General features: G+C 73.0%; 28 protein-coding genes and 1 pseudogene. 22 read left to right on the top strand and 7 right to left on the bottom strand.

Annotated features, from left to right (window positions below; genetic code table 11):
• Nucleotides 1–12: 12 nt before the first annotated feature.
• From ACIBTX_RS21430 to ACIBTX_RS21400, 7 genes are all read left to right on the top strand, one after another.
• Nucleotides 13–1,512 (top strand): potassium/proton antiporter, encoded by a 1,500-nt coding sequence (locus ACIBTX_RS21430; protein WP_357170716.1) that lies wholly within the window; start codon nucleotides 13–15, stop codon nucleotides 1,510–1,512.
• A 224-nt stretch (nucleotides 1,513–1,736) separates the two neighbouring features.
• On the top strand, nucleotides 1,737–2,156 hold the full coding sequence (locus ACIBTX_RS21425) for a TraR/DksA C4-type zinc finger protein (protein WP_355049476.1): 420 nt from the start codon (nucleotides 1,737–1,739) through the stop codon (nucleotides 2,154–2,156).
• Between the two features lie 66 nt (nucleotides 2,157–2,222).
• Complete coding sequence (gene lspA, locus ACIBTX_RS21420; protein WP_357126984.1) at nucleotides 2,223–2,837, top strand: signal peptidase II; 615 nt, start codon at nucleotides 2,223–2,225, stop codon at nucleotides 2,835–2,837.
• Entirely contained in the window at nucleotides 2,834–3,778 is a 945-nt protein-coding gene (locus ACIBTX_RS21415; protein WP_355049478.1) for an RluA family pseudouridine synthase, read from the top strand. The genes lspA and ACIBTX_RS21415 overlap by 4 nt, the downstream gene beginning before the upstream one ends.
• A gap of 42 nt (nucleotides 3,779–3,820) precedes the next feature.
• Nucleotides 3,821–4,849, top strand: coding sequence for a hypothetical protein (locus tag ACIBTX_RS21410; protein WP_357126988.1), 1,029 nt, complete (start codon nucleotides 3,821–3,823; stop codon nucleotides 4,847–4,849).
• Nucleotides 4,850–4,944: 95 nt separating this feature from the next.
• Nucleotides 4,945–6,594 (top strand): AAA family ATPase, encoded by a 1,650-nt coding sequence (locus ACIBTX_RS21405; protein ID WP_396832889.1) that lies wholly within the window; start codon nucleotides 4,945–4,947, stop codon nucleotides 6,592–6,594.
• Between the two features lie 56 nt (nucleotides 6,595–6,650).
• Entirely contained in the window at nucleotides 6,651–7,484 is an 834-nt protein-coding gene (locus ACIBTX_RS21400) for a DUF2567 domain-containing protein (protein WP_396832888.1), read from the top strand.
• Here the strand turns inward: ACIBTX_RS21400 and ACIBTX_RS21395 are convergent.
• Nucleotides 7,399–8,103, bottom strand: a complete 705-nt coding sequence (locus ACIBTX_RS21395; protein ID WP_357126994.1) for an LON peptidase substrate-binding domain-containing protein — start codon at nucleotides 8,101–8,103, stop codon at nucleotides 7,399–7,401. The genes ACIBTX_RS21400 and ACIBTX_RS21395 overlap by 86 nt on opposite strands.
• A 106-nt stretch (nucleotides 8,104–8,209) precedes the next feature.
• On the opposite strand from ACIBTX_RS21395, the gene hisD reads away from it, so the two are divergent.
• From hisD to hisF, 12 genes are all read left to right on the top strand, one after another.
• Nucleotides 8,210–9,532 carry a histidinol dehydrogenase gene (gene hisD, locus ACIBTX_RS21390; RefSeq protein WP_357170722.1) on the top strand — a complete coding sequence of 441 codons (1,323 nt, stop codon included), beginning with the start codon at nucleotides 8,210–8,212 and terminating at the stop codon, nucleotides 9,530–9,532.
• Entirely contained in the window at nucleotides 9,529–10,599 is a 1,071-nt protein-coding gene (locus ACIBTX_RS21385; RefSeq protein ID WP_357170725.1) for a histidinol-phosphate transaminase, read from the top strand. Before hisD ends, ACIBTX_RS21385 begins: the two co-directional genes overlap by 4 nt.
• The gene (gene hisB / locus ACIBTX_RS21380) at nucleotides 10,599–11,210 is read left to right on the top strand and encodes an imidazoleglycerol-phosphate dehydratase HisB (protein ID WP_355049484.1); all 612 of its coding nucleotides are present in this window, start codon (nucleotides 10,599–10,601) and stop codon (nucleotides 11,208–11,210) included. The genes ACIBTX_RS21385 and hisB overlap by 1 nt, the downstream gene beginning before the upstream one ends.
• A 58-nt stretch (nucleotides 11,211–11,268) precedes the next feature.
• Nucleotides 11,269–11,442, top strand: coding sequence for a hypothetical protein (locus tag ACIBTX_RS21375; protein ID WP_266244462.1), 174 nt, complete (start codon nucleotides 11,269–11,271; stop codon nucleotides 11,440–11,442).
• Complete coding sequence (gene hisH, locus ACIBTX_RS21370) at nucleotides 11,439–12,074, top strand: imidazole glycerol phosphate synthase subunit HisH (RefSeq protein WP_357170727.1); 636 nt, start codon at nucleotides 11,439–11,441, stop codon at nucleotides 12,072–12,074. The genes ACIBTX_RS21375 and hisH overlap by 4 nt, the downstream gene beginning before the upstream one ends.
• Before the next feature lie 39 nt (nucleotides 12,075–12,113).
• Nucleotides 12,114–12,437: a hypothetical protein gene (locus tag ACIBTX_RS21365; protein WP_357127008.1), complete on the top strand. Its 324-nt coding sequence runs from the start codon at nucleotides 12,114–12,116 to the stop codon at nucleotides 12,435–12,437.
• Nucleotides 12,438–12,451: 14 nt separating this feature from the next.
• Nucleotides 12,452–13,177, top strand: coding sequence for a bifunctional 1-(5-phosphoribosyl)-5-((5-phosphoribosylamino)methylideneamino)imidazole-4-carboxamide isomerase/phosphoribosylanthranilate isomerase PriA (priA, locus tag ACIBTX_RS21360; protein ID WP_357127011.1), 726 nt, complete (start codon nucleotides 12,452–12,454; stop codon nucleotides 13,175–13,177).
• The gene (locus ACIBTX_RS21355) at nucleotides 13,174–13,563 is read left to right on the top strand and encodes a RidA family protein (RefSeq protein WP_357127014.1); all 390 of its coding nucleotides are present in this window, start codon (nucleotides 13,174–13,176) and stop codon (nucleotides 13,561–13,563) included. Before priA ends, ACIBTX_RS21355 begins: the two co-directional genes overlap by 4 nt.
• Nucleotides 13,564–13,642: 79 nt before the next feature.
• Nucleotides 13,643–14,089 (top strand): MarR family transcriptional regulator, encoded by a 447-nt coding sequence (locus tag ACIBTX_RS21350; protein ID WP_357127017.1) that lies wholly within the window; start codon nucleotides 13,643–13,645, stop codon nucleotides 14,087–14,089.
• Between the two features lie 5 nt (nucleotides 14,090–14,094).
• On the top strand, nucleotides 14,095–14,526 hold the full coding sequence (locus tag ACIBTX_RS21345) for an organic hydroperoxide resistance protein (protein WP_357127020.1): 432 nt from the start codon (nucleotides 14,095–14,097) through the stop codon (nucleotides 14,524–14,526).
• A gap of 47 nt (nucleotides 14,527–14,573) precedes the next feature.
• Nucleotides 14,574–15,572, top strand: a complete 999-nt coding sequence (locus ACIBTX_RS21340) for an NADP-dependent oxidoreductase (RefSeq protein ID WP_357170730.1) — start codon at nucleotides 14,574–14,576, stop codon at nucleotides 15,570–15,572.
• A gap of 73 nt (nucleotides 15,573–15,645) precedes the next feature.
• A complete protein-coding gene (gene hisF, locus ACIBTX_RS21335; RefSeq protein ID WP_357127026.1) occupies nucleotides 15,646–16,413 on the top strand; it encodes an imidazole glycerol phosphate synthase subunit HisF in 768 nt (255 codons plus the stop codon).
• A gap of 116 nt (nucleotides 16,414–16,529) precedes the next feature.
• On the opposite strand, the gene ACIBTX_RS21330 is transcribed toward hisF, so the two are convergent.
• Together ACIBTX_RS21330 and ACIBTX_RS21325 are read right to left on the bottom strand one after the other, a co-directional pair.
• Nucleotides 16,530–17,237, bottom strand: a complete 708-nt coding sequence (locus tag ACIBTX_RS21330) for a 5-formyltetrahydrofolate cyclo-ligase (RefSeq protein WP_357170732.1) — start codon at nucleotides 17,235–17,237, stop codon at nucleotides 16,530–16,532.
• A gap of 10 nt (nucleotides 17,238–17,247) precedes the next feature.
• A complete protein-coding gene (locus tag ACIBTX_RS21325; protein WP_357170734.1) occupies nucleotides 17,248–17,940 on the bottom strand; it encodes a helix-turn-helix transcriptional regulator in 693 nt (230 codons plus the stop codon).
• A 380-nt stretch (nucleotides 17,941–18,320) separates the two neighbouring features.
• On the opposite strand from ACIBTX_RS21325, the gene ACIBTX_RS21320 reads away from it, so the two are divergent.
• Complete coding sequence (locus tag ACIBTX_RS21320) at nucleotides 18,321–18,632, top strand: hypothetical protein (RefSeq protein WP_357170736.1); 312 nt, start codon at nucleotides 18,321–18,323, stop codon at nucleotides 18,630–18,632.
• A gap of 60 nt (nucleotides 18,633–18,692) precedes the next feature.
• A complete protein-coding gene (locus tag ACIBTX_RS21315; protein WP_357170738.1) occupies nucleotides 18,693–19,235 on the top strand; it encodes a GNAT family N-acetyltransferase in 543 nt (180 codons plus the stop codon).
• Nucleotides 19,236–19,299: 64 nt separating this feature from the next.
• Here the strand turns inward: ACIBTX_RS21315 and ACIBTX_RS21310 are convergent, their stop codons facing one another.
• A complete protein-coding gene (locus ACIBTX_RS21310; RefSeq protein WP_357170740.1) occupies nucleotides 19,300–19,761 on the bottom strand; it encodes a hypothetical protein in 462 nt (153 codons plus the stop codon).
• 107 nt (nucleotides 19,762–19,868) lie between these two features.
• Nucleotides 19,869–20,538, bottom strand: a pseudogene (locus ACIBTX_RS21305) (YitT family protein); the annotation flags it as partial.
• A 59-nt stretch (nucleotides 20,539–20,597) separates the two neighbouring features.
• On the opposite strand from ACIBTX_RS21305, the gene ACIBTX_RS21300 reads away from it, so the two are divergent.
• Nucleotides 20,598–22,055, top strand: a complete 1,458-nt coding sequence (locus ACIBTX_RS21300; RefSeq protein ID WP_357127047.1) for a PLP-dependent aminotransferase family protein — start codon at nucleotides 20,598–20,600, stop codon at nucleotides 22,053–22,055.
• 62 nt (nucleotides 22,056–22,117) lie between these two features.
• On the opposite strand, the gene ACIBTX_RS21295 is transcribed toward ACIBTX_RS21300, so the two are convergent.
• Entirely contained in the window at nucleotides 22,118–23,944 is a 1,827-nt protein-coding gene (locus tag ACIBTX_RS21295; RefSeq protein WP_357170744.1) for a long-chain fatty acid--CoA ligase, read from the bottom strand.
• Between the two features lie 137 nt (nucleotides 23,945–24,081).
• On the bottom strand, nucleotides 24,082–25,029 hold the full coding sequence (locus tag ACIBTX_RS21290; RefSeq protein WP_396832887.1) for a terpene synthase: 948 nt from the start codon (nucleotides 25,027–25,029) through the stop codon (nucleotides 24,082–24,084).
• Nucleotides 25,030–25,144: the final 115 nt, after the last annotated feature.

Below are 25,144 nucleotides of genomic sequence, written 5' to 3'. Positions count from 1 at the left end.
GGCCCGGCGACCGTGACGCCCGGCCTGGACATCGCGCTGTTGCTCGGCGCGGCCGTGCTGCTGGTGGCGGTTGGCGCGGTCCGGCTCTCGACCCGCCTCGGGGTGCCCAGCCTGTTGGTCTACCTGGCGCTCGGCGTGGCCATCGGCGAGGCCGGGCTCGGTATCCGCTTCGACGACGTCGACCTGACCCGGACCCTCGGATTCTGCGCGCTGATCGTGATCATCGCCGAGGGCGGCCTCACCGCACGGTGGAGCACGCTGCGTCCGGTGCTCGCGCTGGCGTCCGCGCTCTCCACGGTCGGCGTGGTCGTGAGCATCGTGGTGGTCGGCGTCGCCGTACACCTGCTGCTGGGCCTGGACTGGCGGTTGGCGCTGCTCTACGGCGCGGTGCTCTCCTCCACCGACGCGGCGGCGGTGTTCGCCACCCTGCGGCGGCTGCGGTTGCCACCCCGGCTGGTGGCCACCCTCGAGGCCGAGTCGGGCATGAACGACGCCCCGGTGGTGCTGCTGGTGGTGCTGTTGTCCCACGAGGGTTGGGCGCACCCGTGGTGGTACGAGGTCGCGCTGGTCTGTTACGAGCTGGGCGTCGGCGCGGCCGTCGGTGTGGGCGCTGGCCTCGCCGGCACCTGGGCGCTGCGCCGGGCGGCGCTGCCCTCGGCCGGCCTGTACCCGATCGCGGCGGTGGGGATCACCGTCCTGGCGTACGCCGCCGGCGCCGTGCTGCACGCCTCGGGCTTCCTCGCCGTATATGTGGCGGGGGTGCTGCTGGGCAACGCCCGCCTGCCGCACCGACAGGCGATCCTCGGCTTCGCCGACGGGCTGGCCTGGCTCGCGCAGATCGGCCTGTTCGTGCTGCTCGGCCTGCTGGTCGCGCCCGGCCGGTTGGACGCCGCGGTGCTGCCGGCGGTGGTCGCCGGTCTGGCGCTGGTGCTGCTGGCCCGGCCGCTGTCGGTGGCGGTCTCGGCGTTGCCGTTCCGGGTCGGCCTTCGGGAGCAGGCGTTCCTGTCCTGGGCCGGACTGCGCGGGGCGGTGCCGATCGTGCTGGCCACCATCCCGCTCTCGCAACGGGTGCCGGGCGCGGAACGCCTCTTCGACGCGGTCTTCGTGCTGGTGGTGATCTTCACGCTGGTGCAGACCGGCACGCTCGGTCCGCTCGCCCGCCGGCTGGGGACCACCGCGCCGGCGGAGGCCGCCGAGATCCACGTGGAGACGGCGCCGCTCGAGCGGATGCGCGCCGACCTGTTGCAACTGGAGGTGCCGCCGGGCTCCCGGCTGGCCGGCGTGCACGTCGACGAGCTGCGGTTGCCGCTGGGCGCCTCGGTGACCCTGGTGCTGCGCGACGGGGTGGGTTTCGTGCCCGGCCCGGACACCCGGCTGAAGACCGGCGACAGCCTGCTGATCGTCGCCGCCGGTGGGGTACGCGACGCCGCCGAACGGCGGCTGCGGGCCGTCAGCCGACGGGGTCGGCTGGCCCGATGGTTTGGCGAGTACGGAGATGAAGCGGTCGGTTGATCTGCTAGCGTTCCCTTTGCCCCAGTTAGGCAGGGCTAGGGGCAGTTGAGCGGTGCGACGGTGCGCCACGTTGTCGGACGCCTGTACGTTCCGTATTCTTGCCAACCTCGGGAGTGCGCGGCCATTGTCGCCGTGCGCCCCTTTTCGTACTCAGGGGACGCCTTCGTCGGCGCCCCCTGACCAGGTGCCGCGACCGCGCGGCTCCCCGGCCGAGGGAGCGACCCATGGCGAAGCCAGCCGACACCAGGACCGCCGGCCGCAAGCCGGTGGCCAAGGCCACCCGCAGCGCGGCGGAGACCGAGAAGATCCGGGCGGCGCTGGCGGCGCGCCGGGACGAGCTTCGCGCCGAGTACGATCAGACGCTGAGCGAGATCACCGAGCTGCAGCGCGAGCGGTTGACGGACTCGGCCGGGGACGACCAGGCCGACACCGGCACCAAGACCTTCGAGCGGGAGCAGGAGATCTCTCTCGCCAACAGCATTCTGGAACGGATCACGCAGGTCGAGCGCGCCCTGGAGCGCCTCGACGAGGGTGGTTACGGCTGGTGCGAGCGGTGCGGCAACCCGATCCCGGTCGAGCGCCTCGCCGCCTTCCCGTCGGCCACCCTGTGTGTGACGTGCAAGCAGTTGGAGGAGCGGCGCTGAAAGCCCGGTCCCCGTCTGCGACGAGACGGTGAGCGATCACCGCCGAGACACCTCGATGGGGAGCGCATGACCGCAGCACCGCCCGCCGAACCCGGCCGCACCGACCCGGACGGCGGCAAGGCCCGTCCCCGGGCTGTCGCGATCCTCGCCGCAGTGGCCCTGGTGGCCCTGCTGGCCGACCTGGTGACCAAACACCTCGCCCTGGCCGGCCTCACCGACCGCGAGCCGGTCCGGATCCTGGGCGGGCTGGTCTACCTGAGCCTGACCCGCAACAGCGGCGCCGCGTGGAGCATCGGGGCGGACTACACCTGGGTGTTCCCGCTGATCACCATCGGCGTGGTCGGCTGGATCGTCTGGATGGCGCTGCGGCTGCGCTCGCTGCCGTGGGCGATCTCCCTCGGCCTGGTGCTCGGCGGCGCGCTGGGCAACCTCATGGACCGGATCTTCCGGGCGCCCGCGCCCTTCCACGGGCACGTGGTCGACATGATCAGCGTCTTCGGGCCGTACGGCGAGTACTTTCCGGTGTTCAACCTGGCGGACAGCTCGCTCGTCTGTGGCGTGGTGCTGGCCGTGCTGCTCGAGCTGACCGGTCGGCAGCGCGACGGCCGGCGGGCCGGCGGTGACGGCGCCAGCGGCGACGCGAACGCCACCGCCGATGCCGAGCAGCGGGAGCGGGCATGACCTCCGCCTTCGCCGCCGGCGGCGACCACCGTTCCCTGCCCGTACCCGACGGTCTCGACGGCATGCGCCTGGACCAGGCGGTGTCCCGGCTCTTCGGTCTCTCCCGGACCGCCGCGGCGGCCCTCGTCGACGCGGGCGACGCCCTCGTCGACGGCGCCGCCCGACCCAACTCCCACAAGGTCAAGGCCGGCTCCTGGCTGGACGTCACGCTGCCCGCTCCGGTCGCGCCGCCGACCGTGGTGCCGCAGGCGGTGCCGGGCCTGCGCGTCGTGTACGCCGACGACGACATCGTCGTGGTGGACAAGCCCGTCGGGGTGGCCGCGCATCCCAGCCCGGGATGGACCGGCCCGACGGTGATCGGCGCGCTCGCCGCGATCGGCCACCGCATCTCCACCAGCGGCGCCGCCGAGCGCCAGGGCGTGGTGCACCGCCTCGACGTGGGCACCACCGGGATCATGGTGGTGGCCAAGAGCGAGCAGGCGTACACCGCGTTGAAGCGGGCCTTCAAGTACCGCGAGGTCGACAAGGGCTACCACGCCGTGGTGCAGGGCCACCTGGACCCGTTGCGGGGCACCGTCGACGCGCCGATCGACCGGCACCCCACCCACGACTACCGCTGGGCCGTGGTGTCCGGCGGTAAGCCGAGCATCACCCACTACGACACTCTCGAGGCGTTCCCGGCCGCCAGCCTGGTCGACGTCCGGTTGGAGACCGGCCGGACCCACCAGATCCGGGTGCACTTCTCCACCCTGCGGCACCCCTGCGTGGGTGACCTCACGTACGGCGCCGACCCCACCCTCTCGGCCCGTCTCGGCCTGGCCCGTCAGTGGCTGCACGCCCGCGAACTGAGCTTTTTGCATCCCCGTTCGGGGGACGAGGTCCGGTTCGTCAGCGACTACCCTGACGATCTGGAACGTGCGCTTGAGATCCTGCGTGACTGAGCGGCGACCACCCGACATCGATCCGACGAGGGGATCCCGCCCGTGCGCGCCGGCGACCTGCTGCGGCAGCTGGACCAACGGCTGCTGCCGCCGTTGACCCGGGCGGTGGCCCGTCTCGGTGACACCCCGACGCGGTCCGGCGTGCTCAGCTGGGCCGCGGTGCTCTCCGCGGCGGCGGTGCTGGGCACGGCCGTCTGGGCCGTCGACGACGCACCGGTCAGCGACCCGACGGTGGGCGAGGTGACCCGCGTCGGGGTGGCCGACGGCGACTCCGTGCCGGGCTACCTCAGCTCCGCGGCGGCCGACCTGGCCGCGTTGGGTCCGACCGCGCCGGCCACCGGGGACGGGACGTACGCGTTGGTCACGCTCGGCACGTACCTGCCGCCACAGCGCCTGGCCACGGTCCTCGGCGACGTGTCGGTCTCGGCCGTCTTCGGGCGGGTCCCGTTGCCCGGTCGGCAGACCGAGATCGTCCGCATCCCGGCCCTGCGGGTGCCCGACGACGTGGTCGCCCAGATGGAACGCGTGGCCGCCCGCAAGGACGGCGAGGCCGCCGACTACCGGGCGCGGGCCGCCGCGGTGCGCGGCGACGGCGTCGCCGAGCGCGAGCTGCGGGAGCGGTACGCCGTCGACGCGGACGTGGCCGGCGCCGAGGCTCGGGCGTACCGGGCCGGCTGCGCCTGCGTCTACGCGGCGGTGGTGCGGGCCGCGCCGGAGGCGCTGCGCCGGGTGGCCGCCCGCCCGGACGTGCGGGCCGTCGATCCGGCGCCCGAGGTGTACCGGCTCGACCGTACGGTCTTCACGCCGCCGCTGCCCGAGCAGCGCGACGTGGTCCGCCCGCCGGCCGACACCGGGCCGAGTCCGTCGTCGACGCCGCGCCCGAGCGCCGGGTCGACGTCGAGCACGCCGATGCCGCCGGTGCCGATGGGCGAATCGTCGGAACCCGCACCGCTCGTAACGATTGCGTCACCCGAGCCGACCCCGGCGCAGTCCACCGCGCCTGCCCCGCCGGCGCTCACCACCTCCCCGGACGCGACCGACGCCGGGTTGCTGGCAACCTCCCCGCCGTGATCTACGCCGGGCGGCGTGCGCCCACAGGAGTGGTCCGAATAGGGTTTGGTTCGTAGCCTGTCAGGCAGAGATCGATGGCGCTGGGAGGGCGGGCCGTGGAGGGCAGTGAGACCGGCTGGGGCCGGCCGGCCGAACCAGCGCCGAGGTGGCGGGCGTTGCTCGACCGTGCCCGGCTGGGCGGTCGGGCGGCGGAGCAGCCCGAGTCCGAGCGCCGTGCCGACGAGGCGGCCCCGGACCCACTGCCGCGACGCGCGGCCCCCAACGGCTACGCGGGGCGCGCGTCGGCCATCGGGCATCCGGCCGATCTGTCGTACGGCCAGGAGCCCGGTTACCGGGCCGAGGGGACGTACCGGGTCGACCCCGCCTACCGGGCCGAACCGGGATACCGCTCGGAGCCGGATTACCGTGCCGAGCCGGCGTACCGCTCGGAGCCGGACTACCGCGCCGAGCCGGCGTACCGGTCCGAGCCGGACTACCGTGCCGAGCCCGCGTACCGCGCGGAGCCCGGGTACCGGTCCGAGCCGGACTACCGTGCCGATCCGACGTACCGCGCCGAGCCCGGCTACCGGGCCGAGCCGACCTACCGGGCCGAGCCGGGCTATCAGGTGGAGCCGGGTTACCAGGCGGAGCCCGAGCCGCCGCGCCGCGCCGAGCCGGAGTCGCGCTACGCCATCCTGGACAACGGCTACCGGCCGGGCAATCCCGTCGGCGAGTCCCGCTACGCGCTGCTGGAGACCGGTTACCAGCCGGAGACCGGCTACCCGGCGCCCGCGCCGCCGGTGACACCCGCCCCCCCGATCGCGCCACCGCCGGTCGTTCCACCCCCCGCCCCGCCGGTCGCGCCGCCGCCGGTCGCGGTGGTCACCCCGCCCGGCTCGGCCCTCGCCGAGCGCGGCTACCCGGCCCGGGTCGAGTGGCGCCCGCAGGGCGTCGACCAGGAGTCCGAGCGCGCCACCGGGGTGCTCCGCCGCGACCTGGGCACGCCCCGGGTGTTCGCGTTCGCCAACCCCAAGGGCGGGGTGCACAAGACCACCGCCACCGTGCTCGCCGCCGCCACCGTCGGCAGCGTGCGGGGGCGGGGCGTACTGGCCTGGGACGACAACGAACTGCGGGGCACCCTCGGGTTGCGGGCCGGCAGCGCCCGGCACGCCCGCACCATCCGACACCTGGTCAGCGACCTCGCCCAGATCGAGATCCTGGAGGGCGCGACCCTGCTGGAGCGGCTGGACGACTACCTGCGACACGCCTCCGACGGCTCGTACGACGTGCTGGCCGGCGAGGAGAGCCCCCGTTTCGCCCAGCGGCTCGACCAGTTCACCGTCAAGCGGGTGCTCGAGCTGCTGCGGCGTACGCACGACGTGATCTGCGTGGACACCGGCAACAACGTGGAGAGCCCCAACTGGCGCACCGTGATGCACGCCGCCGACCAACTGGTGGTCACCACCGTGCCCCGCGAGGACGCGGCGTTCAGCGCCGACTGGATGCTCGACCTGTTGCACGAGGAGGGGATGGGCGAGCTGGCCGACAACGCGATCACCCTCATCTCCTGCCCCACCCCCGGGCGCTCGGCACTACAGGACGACCTGGAACGGCACTTCGCCACGCGTACCCGCGCGGTGGCCGTGGTGCCGTACGACCCGGCGTTGGAGACCGGCTCGTCGATCGAGTATCACCAGCTCCAGCCGGAGACCCGCCAGGCGTGGCTGCGCGCCGCCGCGGCCATGGCGGAGCCGTTCGCCCGGTGAGCTGGTTCGCCGCCACCGGCGCCCCGGCCCGTCGCGCGGCCTGAGAGGATCATCGGGTGAGCCCGGACAACCCCGACCCTGAGCGGCACGCGGACATCTCCGACGACCGCCCCGCGCCACCCCGACCGTCGGCCGTGCCGCCGCCGAGCGAGTCCGCCCCGCCCGCCGGGTCGGCGTTCGGGTCGGTTCCCGACGGGAGTGCCGCCGTGACGGCGTACCCGAGCGGGGTGGAGCTGACCCCCGACGAGCCGCGCCGGCCGGTGCGGGCGGTGGCGACGGTGCTCGGCGCGGCGCTCGCCCTGGCCGTGCTGGGTGCGCCGCTCGGGCTGCTCTGGGCGGCGTTCGCGCCGGACACCCCGGTGCTCAAGACCGCCGAGGGGGCGATCTACGCCGAGCCCCAGCCGGAGCAGCCGATCGCCGCCGACGGCTGGTTCAGCCTGCTCGGGCTGGCGTTCGGCGTGCTCGCCGCGCTGGCCCTGTGGTTCCTGCTGCGTCGGCGACGCGGCCCGGTCGGACTGCTCGGCGCGGTGCTGGGCGCCCTCGCCGCGGCCCCGGTGGCCTGGCAGGTGGGGCGTCGGGTCGGGCTGGCGACGTTCGACCGGCTGTTGGCGAGCGCCCCGGCGGGGCAGGCCTTCACCAAACCCGCCGACCTGCGGGCCGGCGGGATCGACTGGCTCGGGCACGTGCTGCCGGTGCCGCACGGCAACCTGCTGCTGCCGGCCTTCGGTGCCGCCGTCACGTACACCCTGCTGGCCGGCTGGTCGCGGTGGCCGTCGCTGCGCCCGGAGCCCGACCCGGCGTCGTTCAGTTGGGTGTCGGCGGGGACGCCAGCTCCGACAACGACACCGGAACCGCCCGCACCTGGCGCAGCAGAGCCGCCTCGCGGTTGAGCAGCCGCAGCTCGGCGCGCAGCCGGGCGGCGGTGTCGTCGATGGCGAGCAGCCGCTGCCGGTCGTCGACGGTCAGGGCGGCGGTGGCCGCCACCAGGTGCGACAACACCGTCGGATCCTCCGGAAGCTGCTCGGAGATCTCCTCCGGGTCGGGCCGGATCAGGCTCAGGTACTGCCGGAACACCGCGATCACGCGGGCGGCCAGCAGGTCGGCCACCTCGTCCGGCCCGCTGGCCTCGGGCAGCCATTCCACCGCGGCCGTCAGGTACGGCGCGGTGTCGTCGTCGACGTCGGCGATCCGGAATCGACGTCGGCCGACCGTGACGATGTCGAAGCCGCCGTCGGCCAGCTCGGTGACCTGGCGCAGCTCGGCGGTGCAGCCCACCTCGTGCAGGGTGACGTCGCCGACCCCGTTGCCGGCGCGGGCGCCGGGCCCGGTGGGGGCCACCTCCCAGCCGGCCTGGATGGCCACCACGCCGAACTCGCGCGGCGCGCCCTCGGGCAGGTCGACGAGGTGCCGGACCAGGGCCCGGTAGCGCTCCTCGAAGATGTGCAGTGGCAGCACCAACCCGGGAAAGAGCACCGTTGCGAGCGGGAACACCGGCAGCCGTGCGGTCACGCCGTCGAGCCTAACCAATCCCGTCCGCGACGGCGTGGCCCGGCTCACCGTCCCGCCGACCGGACGGCCCGGGTGGGCGACGGGCGGGCCGCCTAGACTCGCAAGGGTGCTGAATCGGATCGACCTGCGCGACGGTCTCGGTGACCCGCGCCGTCTGCTGCCCCGTGCCCAGCTCGACGTGTCCGTTGCCGTCGAGCGGATCCGCCCGCTGGTGGAGGCGGTCCGCAAGCATGGGTACCCGGCGATCCGGGAGGCCAGCGAGCGGTTCGACGGCATCTCGCCGGAGGTGCTGCGGGTGCCCGTCGAGGCGATCGCCGAGGCCGAGGGGGTGCTCGACCCGGCGGTGCGCGAGGCGCTGCTGGAGTCGATCAGTCGGGCCCGCAGGGTGCACGCCGACCAGCGGCGTACCGACCACGTCACCCAGGTGGTGCCCGGCGGCACGGTCACCGAACGGTGGCTGCCCGTCGACCGGGTCGGCCTCTACGTCCCCGGCGGCCTGGCCATGTACCCGTCGACGGTGGTGATGAACGTGGTGCCGGCCCAGGCGGCCGGAGTGCGTTCGCTGGTGGTGGTCAGCCCGCCGCAGAAGGACAACGGCGGCCTGCCCGACGCCCGGGTGCTCGCCGCGTGCGCGCTGCTCGGCGTCGACGAGGTGTACGCGGTCGGCGGCGCCCAGGCGGTCGCGATGCTGGCGTACGGCTCCGCCGTCGACCCGGCTGGTGAGCTGCGCTGCGAGCCCGTCGACCTGGTCACCGGCCCCGGCAACATCTGGGTGACGGCCGCCAAGCGGCTGCTGCGCGGTGTGGTCGGCATCGACGCCGAGGCCGGTCCGACCGAGATCGCCATCCTGGCCGACGACACCGCCGACCCGGCGCACGTCGCCGCCGACCTGATCAGCCAGGCCGAGCACGACCCGCTCGCGGCGAGCGTGCTCGTCACCCCGTCGCTGGCGCTCGTCGACGCGGTCGAGGCCGAGCTGGCCCGGCAGGTACCGGCCACCAAGCACGCCGAGCGGGTGACCACGGCGTTGACCGGCGAGCAGAGCGGCGTGGTCCTGGTCGACGACCTTGAGGCGGGGCTGCGGGTGGTCGACGCGTACGCGGCCGAGCACCTGGAGATCCAGACGGTCGACGCGCGGGAGTGGGCGCTGCGCGTCCGCAACGCCGGGGCGATCTTCGTGGGCGCGTGGTCGCCGGTGTCACTCGGCGACTACTGCGCCGGCTCCAACCACGTGCTGCCCACCGGCGGCTGCGCCCGGCACTCCTCGGGACTGTCGGTGCAGTCCTTCCTGCGCGGGGTGCACCTGATCGAGTACACCGAGGCCGCGCTGCGTGACGTGGCGCCGCACGTGGTGACCCTGGCGACCGTGGAGGACCTGCCGGCGCACGGCCAGGCCGTCCAGGCCCGGTTTCCGCAGGAGTCGGCGTGAGCGGCCTCGACGATCTGCCGATCCGCGACGACCTGCGTGGCCTGTCGCCGTACGGGGCACCCCAGCTCGACGTGGCGGTGCGGCTCAACACCAATGAGAACTCCTACCCGGTGCCCGAGTCGGTGGTGGACGCCATCGGCAAGGCGCTCGCCGCCGAGCTGCGTGACCTGAACCGCTACCCGGACCGGGACGCGGTGGCGCTGCGCGCCGACCTGGCCGAATACCTGGGGCACGGGCTCACCGTCGAGCACGTCTGGGCGGCGAACGGCTCCAACGAGATCCAGCAGCAGATCCTTCAGGCGTTCGGTGGGCCGGGGCGCAGCGCGCTGGGCTTCGTCCCGTCGTACTCGATGCACCCGCTGCTGTCCCTCGGCACCGGCACCCGGTGGGTGCCGGCGCGGCGCGGCGTCGACTTCGGGTTGACCGCCGACGAGGCGGCCGCCCAGGTCCGCGAGCACCGGCCCGACGTGGTCTTCCTCTGCTCACCCAACAACCCGACCGGCACCGCTCTCGACCCGGCGGTCGTCGCGGCCGTGCTCGACGTCGCGCCCGGCATGGTGGTCGTCGACGAGGCGTACGCCGAGTTCGCCCGGCCCGGCAGGGTCAGCGCCCTCGCGGTGCTGCCCGGCCACCCGCGGCTCGTGGTGACCCGCACGATGAGCAAGGCCTTCGGCTTCGCCGGGGGCCGGCTGGGTTACCTGGCCGCCGACCCGGCCGTGGTGCAGGCGGTGCAGCTCGTCCGCCTGCCCTACCACCTGTCCGCGCTGACCCAGGCCGCCGCCCGCGCGGCGCTGACCCACCGCGACGCCCTGCTCGGTACGGTGGCCGCCGTGATGGCACAGCGGGACCGGATCGTGGCGACGCTGCGCGCTCGCGGGCTGCGGGTGGCCGACAGTGACGCCAACTTCGTGCTGTTCGAGGTCGGCGGCGACCAGGCCACCGTCTGGCACGCCCTGCTGGAGCAGGGGGTGCTGGTCCGTGACGTCGGCCTGCCCGGCTGGCTACGGGTGACCGCCGGCACGCCGGCCGAGACCGATGCTTTTCTGACTGCGATGGAGACCCTGTGATGAGCCGGACCGCCCGGGTGGAGCGGATCACCAAGGAGACCAAGGTCCTCGTCGAGATCGACCTCGACGGCACCGGCGCCGCCGAGATCAGCACCGGCGTGGGCTTCTACGACCACATGCTCCACCAGATCGCCCGGCACGGCGGCTACGACCTGACCGTCCGCACGGTGGGCGACCTGGAGATCGACGCGCACCACACGATGGAGGACACAGCTCTCGCGCTGGGCGCCGCGTTCGATCAGGCGCTGGGCGACAAGGCCGGCATCCGGCGGTACGGGTCGGCGACCGTCCCGATGGACGAGGTGCTGGTCCGGGCCGCGGTGGACCTGTCCGGCCGCCCGTACGTGGTGCACGACGAGCCGCTGCTCGCGCCGTACATCGGGCCGGTCTACGCGACGAGCATGACCCGGCACATCTGGGAGTCGTTCGGCCAGGCGGCCCGGGTGACCCTGCACGTCGACGTGCTGCGGGCGGCGCGTCCCGGTGGGCACCCGGACGCGCACCACGTGGTGGAGGCCCAGTTCAAGGCGGTCTCCCGGGCGCTGCGCGAGGCCACCGCGATCGACCCGCGGGCGGCGGGCGCGATCCCGAGCACGAAGGGTGCTCTCTGATGAGCGCGAGGAGCGCAGCGCAGCGGAGCCCCGCAGTCGCGAATGGAAGGTGGCTCTGATGGGTGCCGCGTTGCCGACGTTGCTGTTGATTCTCGCCGGAGTGCTGGTGGGTGGGGCGTGGTCGCTGCACCGGCAGGGCGCTCCGCGCGGCGCCGTCGTGGTGACCGCGCTGCTGGCGCTGCTCGCCACGGCCGCCGGGGTGCTGCGGCTGATCCCGGAGTCGGGGTCGTGACCGCCGACGTGGTGGTGCTCGACTACGGCTCGGGCAACCTGCGCTCGGCGGAGCGGGCCCTCGAAGCGGCCGGCGCGAGCGTCCGGGTGACCGACGACCTGGCCGCGGCGGCTGCCGCCGATGGTCTCGTGGTGCCGGGGGTGGGCGCGTACGCCGCGTGCATGGCGGGTATCGAGGCGCTCGGCGCGGGCCCGGTGATCGCGGAGCGGGTGGCGGCGGGCCGGCCGGTGCTCGGCATCTGCGTGGGCATGCAGGTGCTCTTCGAGTACGGCGAGGAGCACGGGGTCGTGACGAAGGGCCTCGGGCTGCTGCCCGGCGGGGTGACCCGGTTGGCGGCGCACCGCCTGCCGCACATGGGCTGGAACACGGTCCGCGCGCCCCGCGGCTCGGTGCTGTTCGCCGGGTTGCCGGCGCAGAGCCGCTTCTACTTCGTGCACTCGTACGCGATGGGCGAGCCGGCGGCGTTGGCGGGCGCGGGCGCGCTGGTGACCACGGCCCACCACGACACCGACTTCGTGGCGGCGGTGGAGCGTGGGCCGCTGTCGGCGGCGCAGTTCCACCCGGAGAAGTCCGCCGACACCGGTGCCGCGCTGCTGCGCAACTGGCTCGCCACGCTGCCCGCCGGTGACTGAGCGTCGACGCCGCCCGGCGTTCGCCCAGCGGGCGTCGCGGTGAGCCGCGAGCGGGCCCGCCGGCGGGCGGAACGTGAGGCGGAGCAGGCGCGGGAGCGGGCGGTCCGGCAGCGCCGGGTGGCCCGTCGGCAGCGCCGCCGCGCGGTTCTGCGCCGGTTGACGCCACAGGTCCGGCGGGGTCGTTCGGGCCGACTGGCCCGGCACTCGCGGGGTGAGCGCGCGGCGATCGTGCTGCTCACCGGGGCGGCGATGATTCTGATCTGGACGTTCGTCGACGATCTGGCGCTGCGGGTCGCGTTGATCGTGCTGTTGCTACTCGTACTGCCGGCGATCGTGGTGATCGCCCTGGACCGTCGTACCTGATCGAGGAGAAGACGTTGAGCCTCACCCTTTTACCCGCCGTGGACGTCGCCGACGGCCGGGCCGTCCGGCTCGTGCAGGGCGCCGCCGGCAGCGAGAGCGTCTACGGCGACCCGCTGGACGCGGCGCTGGCGTGGCAGCGCGACGGCGCCCAGTGGATCCACCTGGTCGACCTGGACGCGGCGTTCGGTCGGGGCAGCAACGCGCACCTGCTCGCCGAGGTGGTGCGCCAGATGGACGTGCAGGTCGAGTTGTCGGGCGGGATCCGCGACGACGAGTCGCTGCGGGCCGCGCTGGGCACCGGGGCGGCCCGGGTGAACATCGGCACCGCCGCGCTGGAGAACCCGGAGTGGTGCGACCGGGTGGTGGGGGAGTACGGCGACCGGGTCGCCATCGGGCTGGACGTCCGGGGTCAGACGCTGTCCGCGCGGGGGTGGACCCGCGACGGCGGTGACCTGTACGAGGTGCTGGAGCGCCTGGACAAGGCGGGCGCCACCCGGTATGTCGTCACCGACATCACCAAGGACGGCACGATGCGCGGGCCGAACCTGGACCTGTTGCGGGACGTGTGCGCCCGTACCGACCGGCCGGTGATCGCCTCCGGCGGCGTGTCCACCCTGGATGACCTGCGGGCGCTGGCCACGCTGGAGCCGCTGGGTGTGGAGGGCGTGATCGCCGGTAAGGCGCTGTACGCGGGCGCGTTCACGGTGTCCGAGGCGCTGCGCACCCTGGCCGAGGCGTGACGGTCACCCGGCTGGGCTCGGGCGGGCCGTGGGAGCAGAGTTACGGCTACTCCCGGGTGGTCCGCGCCGGTGACCTGGCTCTGACGGCCGGTTGTACGGCCACCGTGGACGGTCGGGTGGCGCACGTCGGGGACGCGGCCGCGCAGACCGCGCAGGCGTTACGGATCGGGTTGGCCGCGCTCGCCGAGGTGGGCGCGGAGCCGGGTGACGTGGTCCGGACCCGGATGTACGTGACCGACCGGCTGCACGCCGACGAGGTGGGCCGGGCGCACAACGCGGTCTTCGGCGCGGTCCGGCCGGTGGCGACGCTCGTGGTGGTGGCCGGTCTGCTCGATCCGGAGCACCTCGTCGAGGTGGAGTTGGAGGCGTACGTCGGCGACCGCTGACCGCTTCGGTGGCGGTCGTCACGGCCGCATTCCGCGCCGATAAGTTGTGCACAACTTAATTGCGGGCTACGGTTCACCGGTGACCGATGACCTGGTGCTGCGCCGGCAGGTGTGCTTCGCGCTCTACGCCGCGTCGCGCGCCCTCACCGACGTGTACCGGCCGATCCTCGACGAGGTCGGGCTGACCTACCCGCAGTACCTGGTGCTGCTGGTCCTCTGGGAACGCCCCGACGACCCGCCCGCCGTGTCCGAGCTGGGCGCCGAGCTGCGGCTCGACTCCGGCACCCTCTCCCCGCTGCTCAAACGGCTGGAGAGCGGCGGCCTGGTGGTACGCCGACGCGCGGCGCGCGACGAACGGCGGGTCGAGGTGAGCCTCACCGAGCGGGGTCGGGCGCTGCGCGAGCGGCTCTGCGACGTTCCGCTGCGGATCGCGCAGGCCACCGGCCTGGGCATCGACGAGCTCGTCGCGTTGCGCGACACGCTCACCCGGGTCACCGAGACCGTCCATCGACAGAAGGAGCAGTGACCATCATGAAGGTTCTCTACACCGCGTCCGCGACCGCCACCGGTGACGGCCGGGACGGCCACGTCGAGACCTCCGACGGCACCTTCGCCATGGACCTGGCGTCGCCGAAGGAACTGGGCGGCGAGGGTGGCGCCACCAACCCCGAACAGCTCTTCGCCGCCGGCTACGCCGCCTGCTTCCACAGCGCCCTGCGCATCGTCGGCCGCCGCGCCAAGGCCGACGTGACCGGCTCCGTCGTCTCCGCCGAGGTCGGCATCGGCCCCAACGGCAGCGGTGGCTTCGGGCTCACCGCCCAGCTCATCGTGGACCTGCCCGCCGTTGCGCGGGAGACCGCCGAGCAGCTCGTCGAGCAGGCCCACCAGGTCTGCCCGTACTCGAACGCCACCCGCGGCAACATCGACGTCGCGCTGACCGTCCGCGAGACCCTGGCCGCCTGACCGTCGCGGCCCCGGACCCCACCCGCGTACGAGAGGACGACCCCCCGATGACCAGCAACCGCGAGATCCACCTGGCCCGCCGCCCCGACGGCTGGCCCACCGAGGACACCTTCCGGCTCGTCGAGACCGACGTCCCGACGCCCGGACCGGGCCAGATCGTGGTCCGCAACCAGTACGTCTCCGTCGACCCGTACATGCGGGGACGGATGAACGACGTCAAGTCGTACGTGCCGCCGTTCGCGCTCGACGCCCCCCTCGACGGGGCCGCCGTCGGCGAGGTGGTGGCCAGCGAGTCACCCGACATCGCCGTGGGCGACACCGTCCTGCACGGGCTCGGCTGGCGGGAGTACGCGCTGCTCGACGCCGGCCGCGCCCGCACCGTCGACGCGAGCATCGCCCCGGCCAGCGCGTACCTGAGCGTGCTCGGCATGCCCGGACTCACCGCGTACGCCGGTCTGCTGGAGGTCGCCGCGATGCGGCCCGGCGAGACGGTCTTCGTCTCCGCCGCGGCCGGCTCGGTCGGCAGCCTGGTGGGCCAGATCGCCAAGCTCAAGGGCGCGGGCCGGGTCATCGGCAGCGCCGGGTCGGCCGCCAAGGTCGAGCGGCTCCGGGCACTCGGCTTCGACGCCGCGTTCGACTACCACGACGGGCCGGTCCGCGACTCGTTGCGCGCCGCCGCCCCGGACGGCATCGACGTCTACTTCGACAACGTCGGTGGCGACCACCTGGAGGCGGCGATCTCGGCCATGAACCTGCACGGCCGGGTCGCCATCTGCGGCATGATCGCCCAGTACAACGCCACCGAGCCGCCGGCCGCGCCGCGCAACCTGGCGCTGGTCATCGGCAAGCGGCTCACCCTGCGCGGGTTCCTGGTCAACGACCACAACAACGTGCGCGCGACGTTCGTCCAGGACGTGGCCGGCTGGCTGCGCGAGGGCAAACTCTCCTACGACGAGACGGTCGTCGACGGCATCGAGAACGCCCCGGCGGCGTTCCTCGGCCTGCTCCGCGGCGAAAACCTGGGCAAGATGCTCGTCCGGGTGTGACGTGCACCTGCGGCACGGCGGTCGGCCCCCTCGGGTCGGCCGCCGAGCCGTGCGCGGAGGATAGGCTGACCGCATGACGGTGGCGGTACGGGTGATCCCCTGTCTCGACGTGGACGCCGGGCGGGTGGTCAAGGGGGTCAACTTCCTCGACCTGCGCGACGCCGGCGACCCGGTGGAGCTGGCCGCCGTCTACGACCGGGCCGGCGCCGACGAGCTGACCTTCCTCGACGTCACCGCGTCGTCAAGTGACCGGGGCACCATGCTCGACGTGGTACGCCGCACCGCCGAGTCGGTCTTCATCCCGCTGACCGTCGGGGGCGGGGTCCGGCAGGTCGGCGACGTCGACACGCTGCTGCGCGCCGGAGCCGACAAGGTCGGCGTGAACACCGCCGCCATCGCCCGGCCGGAGCTGATCGCCGAGATCGCCGACCGGTTCGGCCGGCAGGTGCTCGTGCTCTCCCTCGACGTACGCCGCGCGCCCACGGGCGACACGCCCAGCGGGTTCGAGGTCACCACCCACGGCGGTCGGCGCGGCACCGGCATCGACGCGGTGGACTGGGCCCGGCGGGTGGCCGAGCTGGGCGCGGGGGAGATCCTGCTCAACTCGATGGACGCCGACGGCACCAAGGCGGGCTTCGACCTGGAACTCATCGCCGCGGTGCGAGCCGTGGTGGACGTGCCGGTCGTCGCCAGCGGAGGGGCCGGCGAGGTGGCGCACTTCCCGCCCGCGATCGGAGCCGGGGCCGACGCGGTCCTCGCAGCCAGCGTCTTCCACTTCGGCGAGCTGACGGTGGGCGAGGTCAAGGACGCCCTGCGCCGCAACGGCCACCCGGTCCGCTAGCCGCGCCGAGCCGTCGTCCGCGCCGGCCCCGGTGGGTACGCGTCGAGCGGTCCCGCCCGTGTCCCGCATCGAACGCGCACGCCGCTGGCTGGCATCTCGTGGACCCGGCGGAGCAGTCAGCGCAGCACGGGGATGGTGTCGAGCTGGTCGGCGCGGAGGTTCTCCCTGATGATGCCGGACGGTCGCTTCCGGTCCGGCACGCATGCGACGACCTCGTCGGGGGTGACCGCGTAGTCGACGCTGAAGTCGTGGTCGGCGTGCGGTAGTTCCTCGTCGAGGAGTTGGCTCTGGTGGACGGTGGTGGCGATGGTCGTCTCCTTGGACACGAGGCCGGCCTCGGCCAGGAGCGCGATCTCCAGGTCCGAGTAGCCGGCTCCCTTGCCGAGTCGCACGCCGTTGTGTCGGTTGATCGCGACGCTGCCGCAAACGATCAGATCCACCGGGCGCATGCCATCGGTGCCGACCGTGGGGGCGACCTCCGGGGCGCCACTGCTCGTGGCGGCCATCTCGAACGGGACGTGCAGAGCGGCCGGGTCGAGCAGGTAGAAGGGTTCCGGGGTGGCGAGTCGCGGAACCGCCATGTAGAGCAGCTTGCCCTCCTGGAGGGCGCGGACCCGGACCGGCAGTTGGGCGCGGTCGGGATTGCACTTGATGACCCGTGCCCGTTTCCAGATATCCAGTTCCGCGAGCCGGGCGGCCGCGTCTTCCTTGCCGGCGAAGTCGGGGATGTGGCCGTGAACGCCCGGCGGTGCGACGCCTCCGCGTTCGAGGAGGTCCCAGACGCGTCGTCGAACGGACTGCTTGGCGTCGTCGGTGCTTGTCACGCTGGTGCTCCTAGGGAGTCATGAGGGTGAGGAGCCGGTCGTTGACGGCAACTGCCTGCGTCGCCAACGCGACGGCAGCGGTTGGGCGCTTGGTGCCGTAGAGCGCGAGGTAGCTCTTGCGCAGCAACGCGTTGGCTTCGGCGACCGGATCGCGGGCCTCCCTCGCGGCGTCGGCCGCCTGGTCGAAGTAGGCCGCGCTGGCCGCGTGGTCGTGTCGCTGTGTGGCGTCCCATACCAGTTGGCCCATCAGCGTCGCCGCCTCGGCGACCGCCGCAGCCAGTTCCCGTTGAACTGAGCCGACCTGGGCGTGCTGGCGGAGGAAGACCGCCTGACCGTGCAACTGTGCCGCCTCGGCGAGCAGAAGAGTCGAAGGCGTTCGGTCGTAGCGCTCGTCCAGATGCCGTACGCGCTCCCGTATGTGTGCCACGGTGATCAGGTCGACGCGACCGGGCTGCCGCAACGCGTAGTCGAGACGTCCGTCGAGCGTGGCGGGTGGTCGGCGGGTGTCGGCCAACAGATCGGCCAGTTCCTCAACGGACACCTTGAGCGCCCTGGCCAGGTGTGGGCGGAGCCAGGGTTGCGGGTCGGTCTCCGCGCGTTCCCAGCGCACGATGGTGGAACGATCCACGCCGAGGACTTCGGCGAGGCGTTCCTGGCTGAGGCCGATCGCCTTGCGTCGTTGCGCGAGCCTGTGCCGCCGCAAGCCCGGTGCTCGCCGACCGTTGCCGCCACTGTGCATCACGGATCCATTTATCCAGCTCACCGTAGTCGTCGCAATGGGAGTGCATCGAAACTGCGCCAATGCCGCACTGGGATCAGCCGGCGCACCGTTGGGTGAAGACCAGCGATCAAGCGACCTACTGAGCTGGGGTGCAGGGTGAGCTGTTGGAAGCGCGATCGACCTCACGATCTGGCCGAACGCTCAGGTCCTGCTCGCGTCCGGACTACTCCCCATCTGCGTATCGCCATCGGGGCTGCGCGGGTGGGTGATCGGCGGCCTTCCCCGAGCCGCCGTTCGGTGGCGGTGGGCTTGCCAATCCCCCGGCGAGCCCACCGCCGGCCGTCCCGACGGGATGCCCATTCATGACGGTGCGGCGGGACCGGTCTCGGGAGAGCGGGCATCTGCCGATGCGTCCGCTGTGGCTGTGCTGCCGGTGCGGACAGCCGTGGCCGTGCGGAACGGCGAAAGTCGCTCTCGTGGTCGAGTACCGTGACATGTCGCTGAGCCTGTTCCTTTATCTCGCCGGCTGCCTACACGAAGCCATCGATGACCTGCACCGGCTCAACCCTGCCGTCACAGGCACTGCGGCCGATCTGTTCGATCGATTCCTCGGCTGGCCGGTTCGGCATCGTCGCCCATCCGCCGTCGAACCGCAGATACCGGAAGGCACTTGAGAGCGGCGACCAACCTGACATGTCCTCGATCTGCTGTCGAACGGACTAGGCTGCTCCGCCATGCCCGTCACGTACCGCATGCACACTCCCGAATCGGCCGCGGCCGTGTTTCCGGCGCTGGTACGTCTGTACGCGGTCGTCTACGCGGAGCCGCCGTACGTCGAGGGACCGGATCAGGTGGCCGCGTTCGCCGCCGCCCTGCCCGCTGAGACGAGGCGCCCTGGGTTCACCCTCGTGGTGGCGGACGACGCGGGGGAACTGGTCGGTGCGGCGTACGGTTCGACGATGGCTGCCGGGCGTTGGTGGACGCGTGCCACCGCCGAGCCGCCCGCCGATCTCCGCGCCGTCGACAAGTTCGCGGTCATGGAATGGATCGTGCGTCCCGGCCGGCGGGGTGAGGGCGTCGGCGCGCAGCTTATGTACCGGCTCCTCGACGGGCGGGCCGAGCGGCGGGCGACTCTCGCGTCCAACCCGGCCGCGCCGGCCCGCGACATCTACCAGCGCGCGGGTTGGCGGCAGGTCGGCGGGTCGGCGATGCCCGACGGCACACCCACGCACCTGCTGGTCCTGCCGCTACCCGCTCCGCCCGTCGGCGCGCCCTAACCGTGGCAATGTTGGACAGTTTTCGTTAGTAGCTAACGGAAACTGTCCAAGATCTCGTTGGGGGTCAGTGGCCGCCGGACTGCCCCTCGGGTGAGCGGCGGGGCGTGGGGATCGAGCGGACGGCGTACTCCTGCACGGCCGCCGCGTGGTCGGCCTCCTCCAGGATCCAGTCCGCGCTGCCGGGCGCGTGCCGGCGGGTCAGGACCCCCTGCACGGTGTCCACCATCGTGGCGACGCCGGCCCGGGGCCGGCTGCGCCAGAGCTGCTCACCCTCGGCGGTGATGCGGAACCACCCGTCGGCGACGGTGACCAGGCCCGCGCCGACCAGCCGCTGGACCGCGGCCTCCACCTCGTGTCGTTCGGGAATCGCGTGGTTGAGATGGTCGGCGGTGGACAGCACGTCGGTCAGACGTACGCCCTCCGGCCGGCGGCTGGTCGCGGAACGGCGGTGCCGTCCGGCGCCGCTCGCGATGACCAACGACACGAAGATCCATGCGTCGCTCCAGCGCCAACCGTTCTCCCCCATGCAGTGATGATGACGGCGAGCGACGCGGAAGGGAACACCCACCCTCCAACGAGCCCACTTCCACCAGCGCGGCGTGCCGGTCCGTGAACGGTCGGTGAACGTTCAGGCGGCCGGGGCACGCGACGGGTCACCGGCGGTGACCGCCGACTCGTCCTCAGCGTCGGCCTTGGCCGGGGGCACCGCGACGAGCGGGATGAAGAACTGCGCCAGCGGACCGATGGCCAGCGCGTACGCGACGGTACCCACGCCGACCGTGCCGCCGAGCAGCCAGCCCAGCGCGAGCACGGTGACCTCGATGACGGTACGCACCAGTCGCACCGAGAAGCGGGGCCGACGGGCGACGAAGCCGGTCATCAGCCCGTCGCGTGGGCCCGGACCCAGGCGGGCGCCGAGATAGAGCGCGGTGGCGGCGCCGTTGGCGACGATCCCGGTGATCAACAGGGCGATGCGGACGCCGAGGGGACCACCGGCGGGCAGCAGGGCCAGAGTGGCGTCCACCACGAGGCCGACCACCACCACGTTGCTGACGGTGCCGAGGCCGGGCCGCTGTCGCAGCGGAATCCAGAGCAGCAGCACCAGGGCGCCGACACCGATGGTGACCGTGCCGAAGGAGAGCCCGGTCAGCTCGGACAGCCCCTGGTGGAAGACGTCCCAGGGGTCCAGGCCCAGCTGGGAGCGGACCATCAGGGCCATGCTGACCCCGTAGAGGACGAGCCCGGCGTAGAGCTGGCTGAGCCGTCGTACCGGCCGCTCCCGCAGATTGCCAATCAGTGCCATGCATGCCACCCTAGGTGCCAATCCTCCCGGAGGAAGAGGCCAATATCCGAGGAGTGGTCATGACTGGTCAGGTGCGAGGGGTCCAATTAGCGCGCCTGCTGGGGCAGTGGCACGCCCTGCCGGGCCGTCGCCGCAGCCCCGACTACGCGGCGCTCGCCGGTGCGGTACGCGGGCTGCTCGCCGACGCCCGGCTTCCCCTGGGCGTGCGGCTGCCGGCGGAACGTGAGCTGGCCGAGGCGCTGCGGATCAGCCGTACCACGGTCACCGCCGCGTACCGGGAGCTGCGTGAGACCGGCCACCTGGCCAGCCGGCGGGGCGCCGGCAGTTGGACGATGCTGCCGGGCAACCACCGGGTCGCCAGCACCGGCCTGTGGACCCCACTGGACGACCGGGACATGATCGACCTCGGCGTCGCCGCGTTGGCGGCCCCGCCGCAACTGCTCGGGGCTGCGCGGGCCGCCGTCGAGGACCTGCCCCGCTACCTGGGCGGCGCCGGCTACCACCCGACCGGCATCGGTGAGCTGCGCGAGGCGGTGGCCGCCGGTTACACCGCGCGCGGGCTACCCACCTCGGCCGACCAGATCATGGTCACCAGCGGCACCCAGCACGCCCTGGACCTGGTGCTGCGCCTCGCCCTGGCCCCCGGCGGGAACGTGCTGGTCGAGTCACCGACCTACCCCAACGCGCTCGCCGCGCTGGCCGGCCGGCGGGCCCGGATCGCCACGCACGGTCTGTCCGCCGACGCCGGCGGCTGGGAGCCCGACCTGTTGCTGGGCAGCCTGCGGCAGACCCGCCCCAAGTTGGCGTACCTGATCCCGGAGTTCCAGAACCCGACCGGCCACCTGATGCCCGCCGCGTTGCGCGAGCGGGTGGTCGCCGCCGCCCACGCCGTGGGCACCGATCTCATCGTCGACGAGTCCTTCGTGGACCTCCCGCTGGACGGCGTCGAGCTGCCCCCGCCCACGGCCACGTTCGACCGGCACTCCCGGGTGGTCAGCATCGGAGGGATGAGTAAGCCCTACTGGGGTGGTCTGCGGATCGGCTGGGTCCGCGCCTCCGCGCCGCAGGTGCAGCGGCTGGCGGCGGTCCGGGTCGGCGTCGACATGTCCAGCCCGGTGCTCGACCAGTTGGTCGCGGTGCGCCTGCTCGCCGACGCGGCGGCCATCGTCGCCGACCGTCGGGCGCAGCTCGCCGCCCAGCGCGACGCGTTGCTCGGCGCGCTGGCGCACCGACTACCGGACTGGCGGGTGACCGTGCCGCGCGGCGGCGTGACCCTCTGGGCCGAGCTGGACGGCCCGGTCTCCAGCGCGCTCGCGCGGGCCGCCGAGGAGGTCGGCGTACGGCTCGCGCCCGGGCCGAGGTTCGGTCTGGACGGCACCCTGGAACGCTTCCTGCGGTTGCCCTTCACCCTGCCGGCCGCCGAGCTGGTGGAGGCCGTGGAGCGGATCGCCACGGTCCGCTACGACCTGGACCGCAGCGGCCGGCAGCGGTGGCCGGAGCCGTCGGTCATCGCCTGAGCGGACCCGAGGACGCCGGTGGCCCCACACCCGGGCGGGTGCGGGGCCACGACGACACGTTCCTAGAGCTCGGCGAGGGAGCCGGCGTACATCTTGTCGATCTCGGCGGCGAAGTTGCTCTCCACGCCCCGTCGCTTGATCTTCAACGACGGCGTGACCTCGCCGTCCTCGATGGTCAGGTCACGCGGCAGGATCGCCACCTTCTTGATCGTCTCCCAGCGGTTCAGCTTGGCGTTGAGCTGGGCGACGTACTCCTCGACCATCGCCTGCGCCTCCGGCGAGGCGACGATCTCGGTGTAGTCGCGGCCCTCCAGCGGGCCGCCGGCCACCCAGCCGCGGATGGCGTCCGCGTCGAGCGTGACGAGCATCGTGCAGAAGTTGCGGGCCTGCCCGATCACGACCGCCTGCGAGGTGTACGGGCAGATGGCCTTGAACATGCCCTCGATGTGCGACGGCGCGATGTACTTGCCGCCCGAGGTCTTGACCAGGTCCTTCTTGCGGTCGGTGATCCGCAGGTAGCCCTGCTCGTCGAGCGTGCCGATGTCGCCGGTGCGGAAGAAGCCGTCCTCGGTGAACGCGGCGGCGGTCTCCTCGGGCAGGTTGTGGTAGCCGCGCATCACCGGGCGACCCCGCACGAGGATCTCGCCGTCGGTGTCGACCCGGCACTCCAGGTCGCCCATCGCCCTCCCGACCGTGCCGATGCGCAGCCCGTCCGGTGGGTTGACGAAGTTGCCGGCGCTGGTCTCGGTGAGGCCGTAGCCCTCCGAGATCGGCAGGTTGGCCGCGGCGAAGAAGGTGGCGATCTCCGGGCTGAGCGGCGCGGCGCCGGAGACCAGCACCCGCATCCGGCCGCCCAGGCGGGCCTGGAGCTTGCTGAACACCAGCTTCTCGGCCAGCCCGTAGCGCAGCTTGAGCCCGGCCGGCACCGGCTTGCCGGCCTGCTCCAGCGCGACCTTCTCCTTACCGACCTGGACACCCCAGGCGAAGATCTTCGCCTTCGCGCCGCCGGCGCCCTGCGCGGTGGTGACCGCCCGGTTGTAGACCTTCTCGAAGACGCGGGGGGCGCCACACATCAGCGTCGGGCGGATCACCGCGAGCAGGTCGACCAGCTTCTCCACCCGCCCGTCCACGTACGTCGGCAGGCCGACGTGGATCGCGCCGCAGAGCAGCGTCTTGCCGAACGAGTGCGCCAGCGGCAGCCACAGGTACTGCAGGTCGTCGTCGCGCAGCAGCCCGCCGTCGGCCTGCGCCACCGCCTCCCAGCACCACCCACCGTGCAACAGTTCGACACCCTTGGGCTGGCCGGTGGTGCCGGAGGTGTAGATCAGCGTGGCCAGGTGGTCGCGGCCGATGCCGGCCACGAGCATGTCGATCAGATCGGGTTCGGCGGCCAGCGCCCGGCTGCCCCGCTCTTCCAGCTCGGTGAGGGTGAGCTGGGGGATCGCGGCGTTCGGGTCGGGGGCGCCGTCGAAGAGCACCACGTGGGTCAGCGCCGGCAGCTCCGCTCCGGCAATCTTGGCCGCCTGCGCCGGGTTCTCCGCGAAGAGGACCCGCGAGCCGGAGTCGGCGATGATGTACGTCGCGTCCGCCGGCTCGGTGGTCGGGTAGACGGTGGTGGTCGCCCCGCCGGCGCACATGATGCCCAGGTCGGCGACCACCCAGTCCAGTCGCGTGTTGGCGAGGATCGCGACCGGGTTCTCCTGGCCGACGCCGAGCGCGTGCAGGCCGGCGGCGACGGCCTTGGCGCGCTGGCCGACCTGCGCCCAGGTCAACCAGTTGGGCCCCGAGTCGTCAGGGGTCGGGGACGCGAACGCGTGCCGGTCGGGGGTGGCCGCCACGCGCTTGAGGAACATGTCCGGGATGGAACGGTACGGTACATCGAGAGCCATCGCTGTAGCCGCCTTCGGGGGTGGCGACGTGACGGTCGTCACGTCATAGTGGTTACCGAAGAGTATTGCCTGATACCGGGCATCGGCTAGTGCCGGTGATCGTCCGGCGACCCTGCCGCGCCGACCGGCGCCCTGAATCAGGCGTAGCGGGCAGCCACGACCGACCAGTCGTAGGTGGCCCGGACCCAGTTGCGCCGCGCGGCCAACGGCGAGCGCAACGCCGCGACACCGCTCGCCAGCAGGCCCTCCTCCGCCGCCTGGTACGCCGCCAACCCCCGGTTGAAGCGTTCCGCGGCGGCCCGTAACGCGCCCGCCTCGTCGAGGCCGCTCTCCTGGGCGATGACCGTCACCAGGTTGTGCGCGTCCGGGCCGGACCGGCTCTCCTTGCCGTACGAGAAGAGGTCGTTGCACCAGCACACCAGGTCCACCGCCAGCAGGTCCAGGGCGGTCAGCGCCGGATCGGCCCGCCGCGCCGGCCCGGGTGGCTGCTCCGACGCGAGGTCGGTCAGGGTGAGACAGGGATGTACGCCGCCGATGTGCCGACGCAGTTGGACGTACTCCGTGACCCCCGGTACCCGGCGGCGCTCCCGGTTGCTGGCCTCCCAGAGCAGCGCCAGCAGGTACTGGCGGACCTGGCTGACGAACCGCAGCAGCATCGGCGCCCGGCCCTCGGCCCGGGTCCGGCGGCACAGGTCGTGCAGCGCGGCGCCCAGCGGGCCGGCCTCCGGCGGTGGTACGGCGCGCGGGTCGCCGGCCCGGTCCAACACGTTGAGCAGGGCGGCGATGACCGGCGCCAGCCGGCTCGGATCGGCCCCGAGGCCGTCCTCGTCGCAGGCGTCGTCCATGACGAACAGCCAGGAGATCAGGTCGGTGAGGAGTCGCAGCCCCCGTGCCGGCCCGTCCGGGCAGGCTCGGCCCGCCAGGCCGGCGGCGTCCGCCCGTTGCAGTCGATGAATTTGACCGGAGTTGACCAGGCCGAAAGCGCGCGCCCAATCGACGCTCTCGTTGGCTACCAGATCTGTGGACTTGTGGCGCCCCGCCGTGAAGGAGGGTTCCCGTAGCGCCGAGATTGCGAAACTTCGCATCGTGTGCCCCCACATCGTGCCGCCCCGGCGCGGAACGGCGCGGTGAAGCGTACGGGAGGAGGTATCGGTATGCATCGTTGGGACTGGGGCATTCGTCCGACGTTGCTGTGACCGA

This window comes from Micromonospora sp. NPDC049359 (genome assembly GCF_044466585.1).
In the GTDB taxonomy this organism is placed as follows: Bacteria; Actinomycetota; Actinomycetes; order Mycobacteriales; family Micromonosporaceae; genus Micromonospora.
Note: the sequence above shows the minus strand (reverse complement) of the source record. Positions and strands in the feature narration are given on the sequence as shown.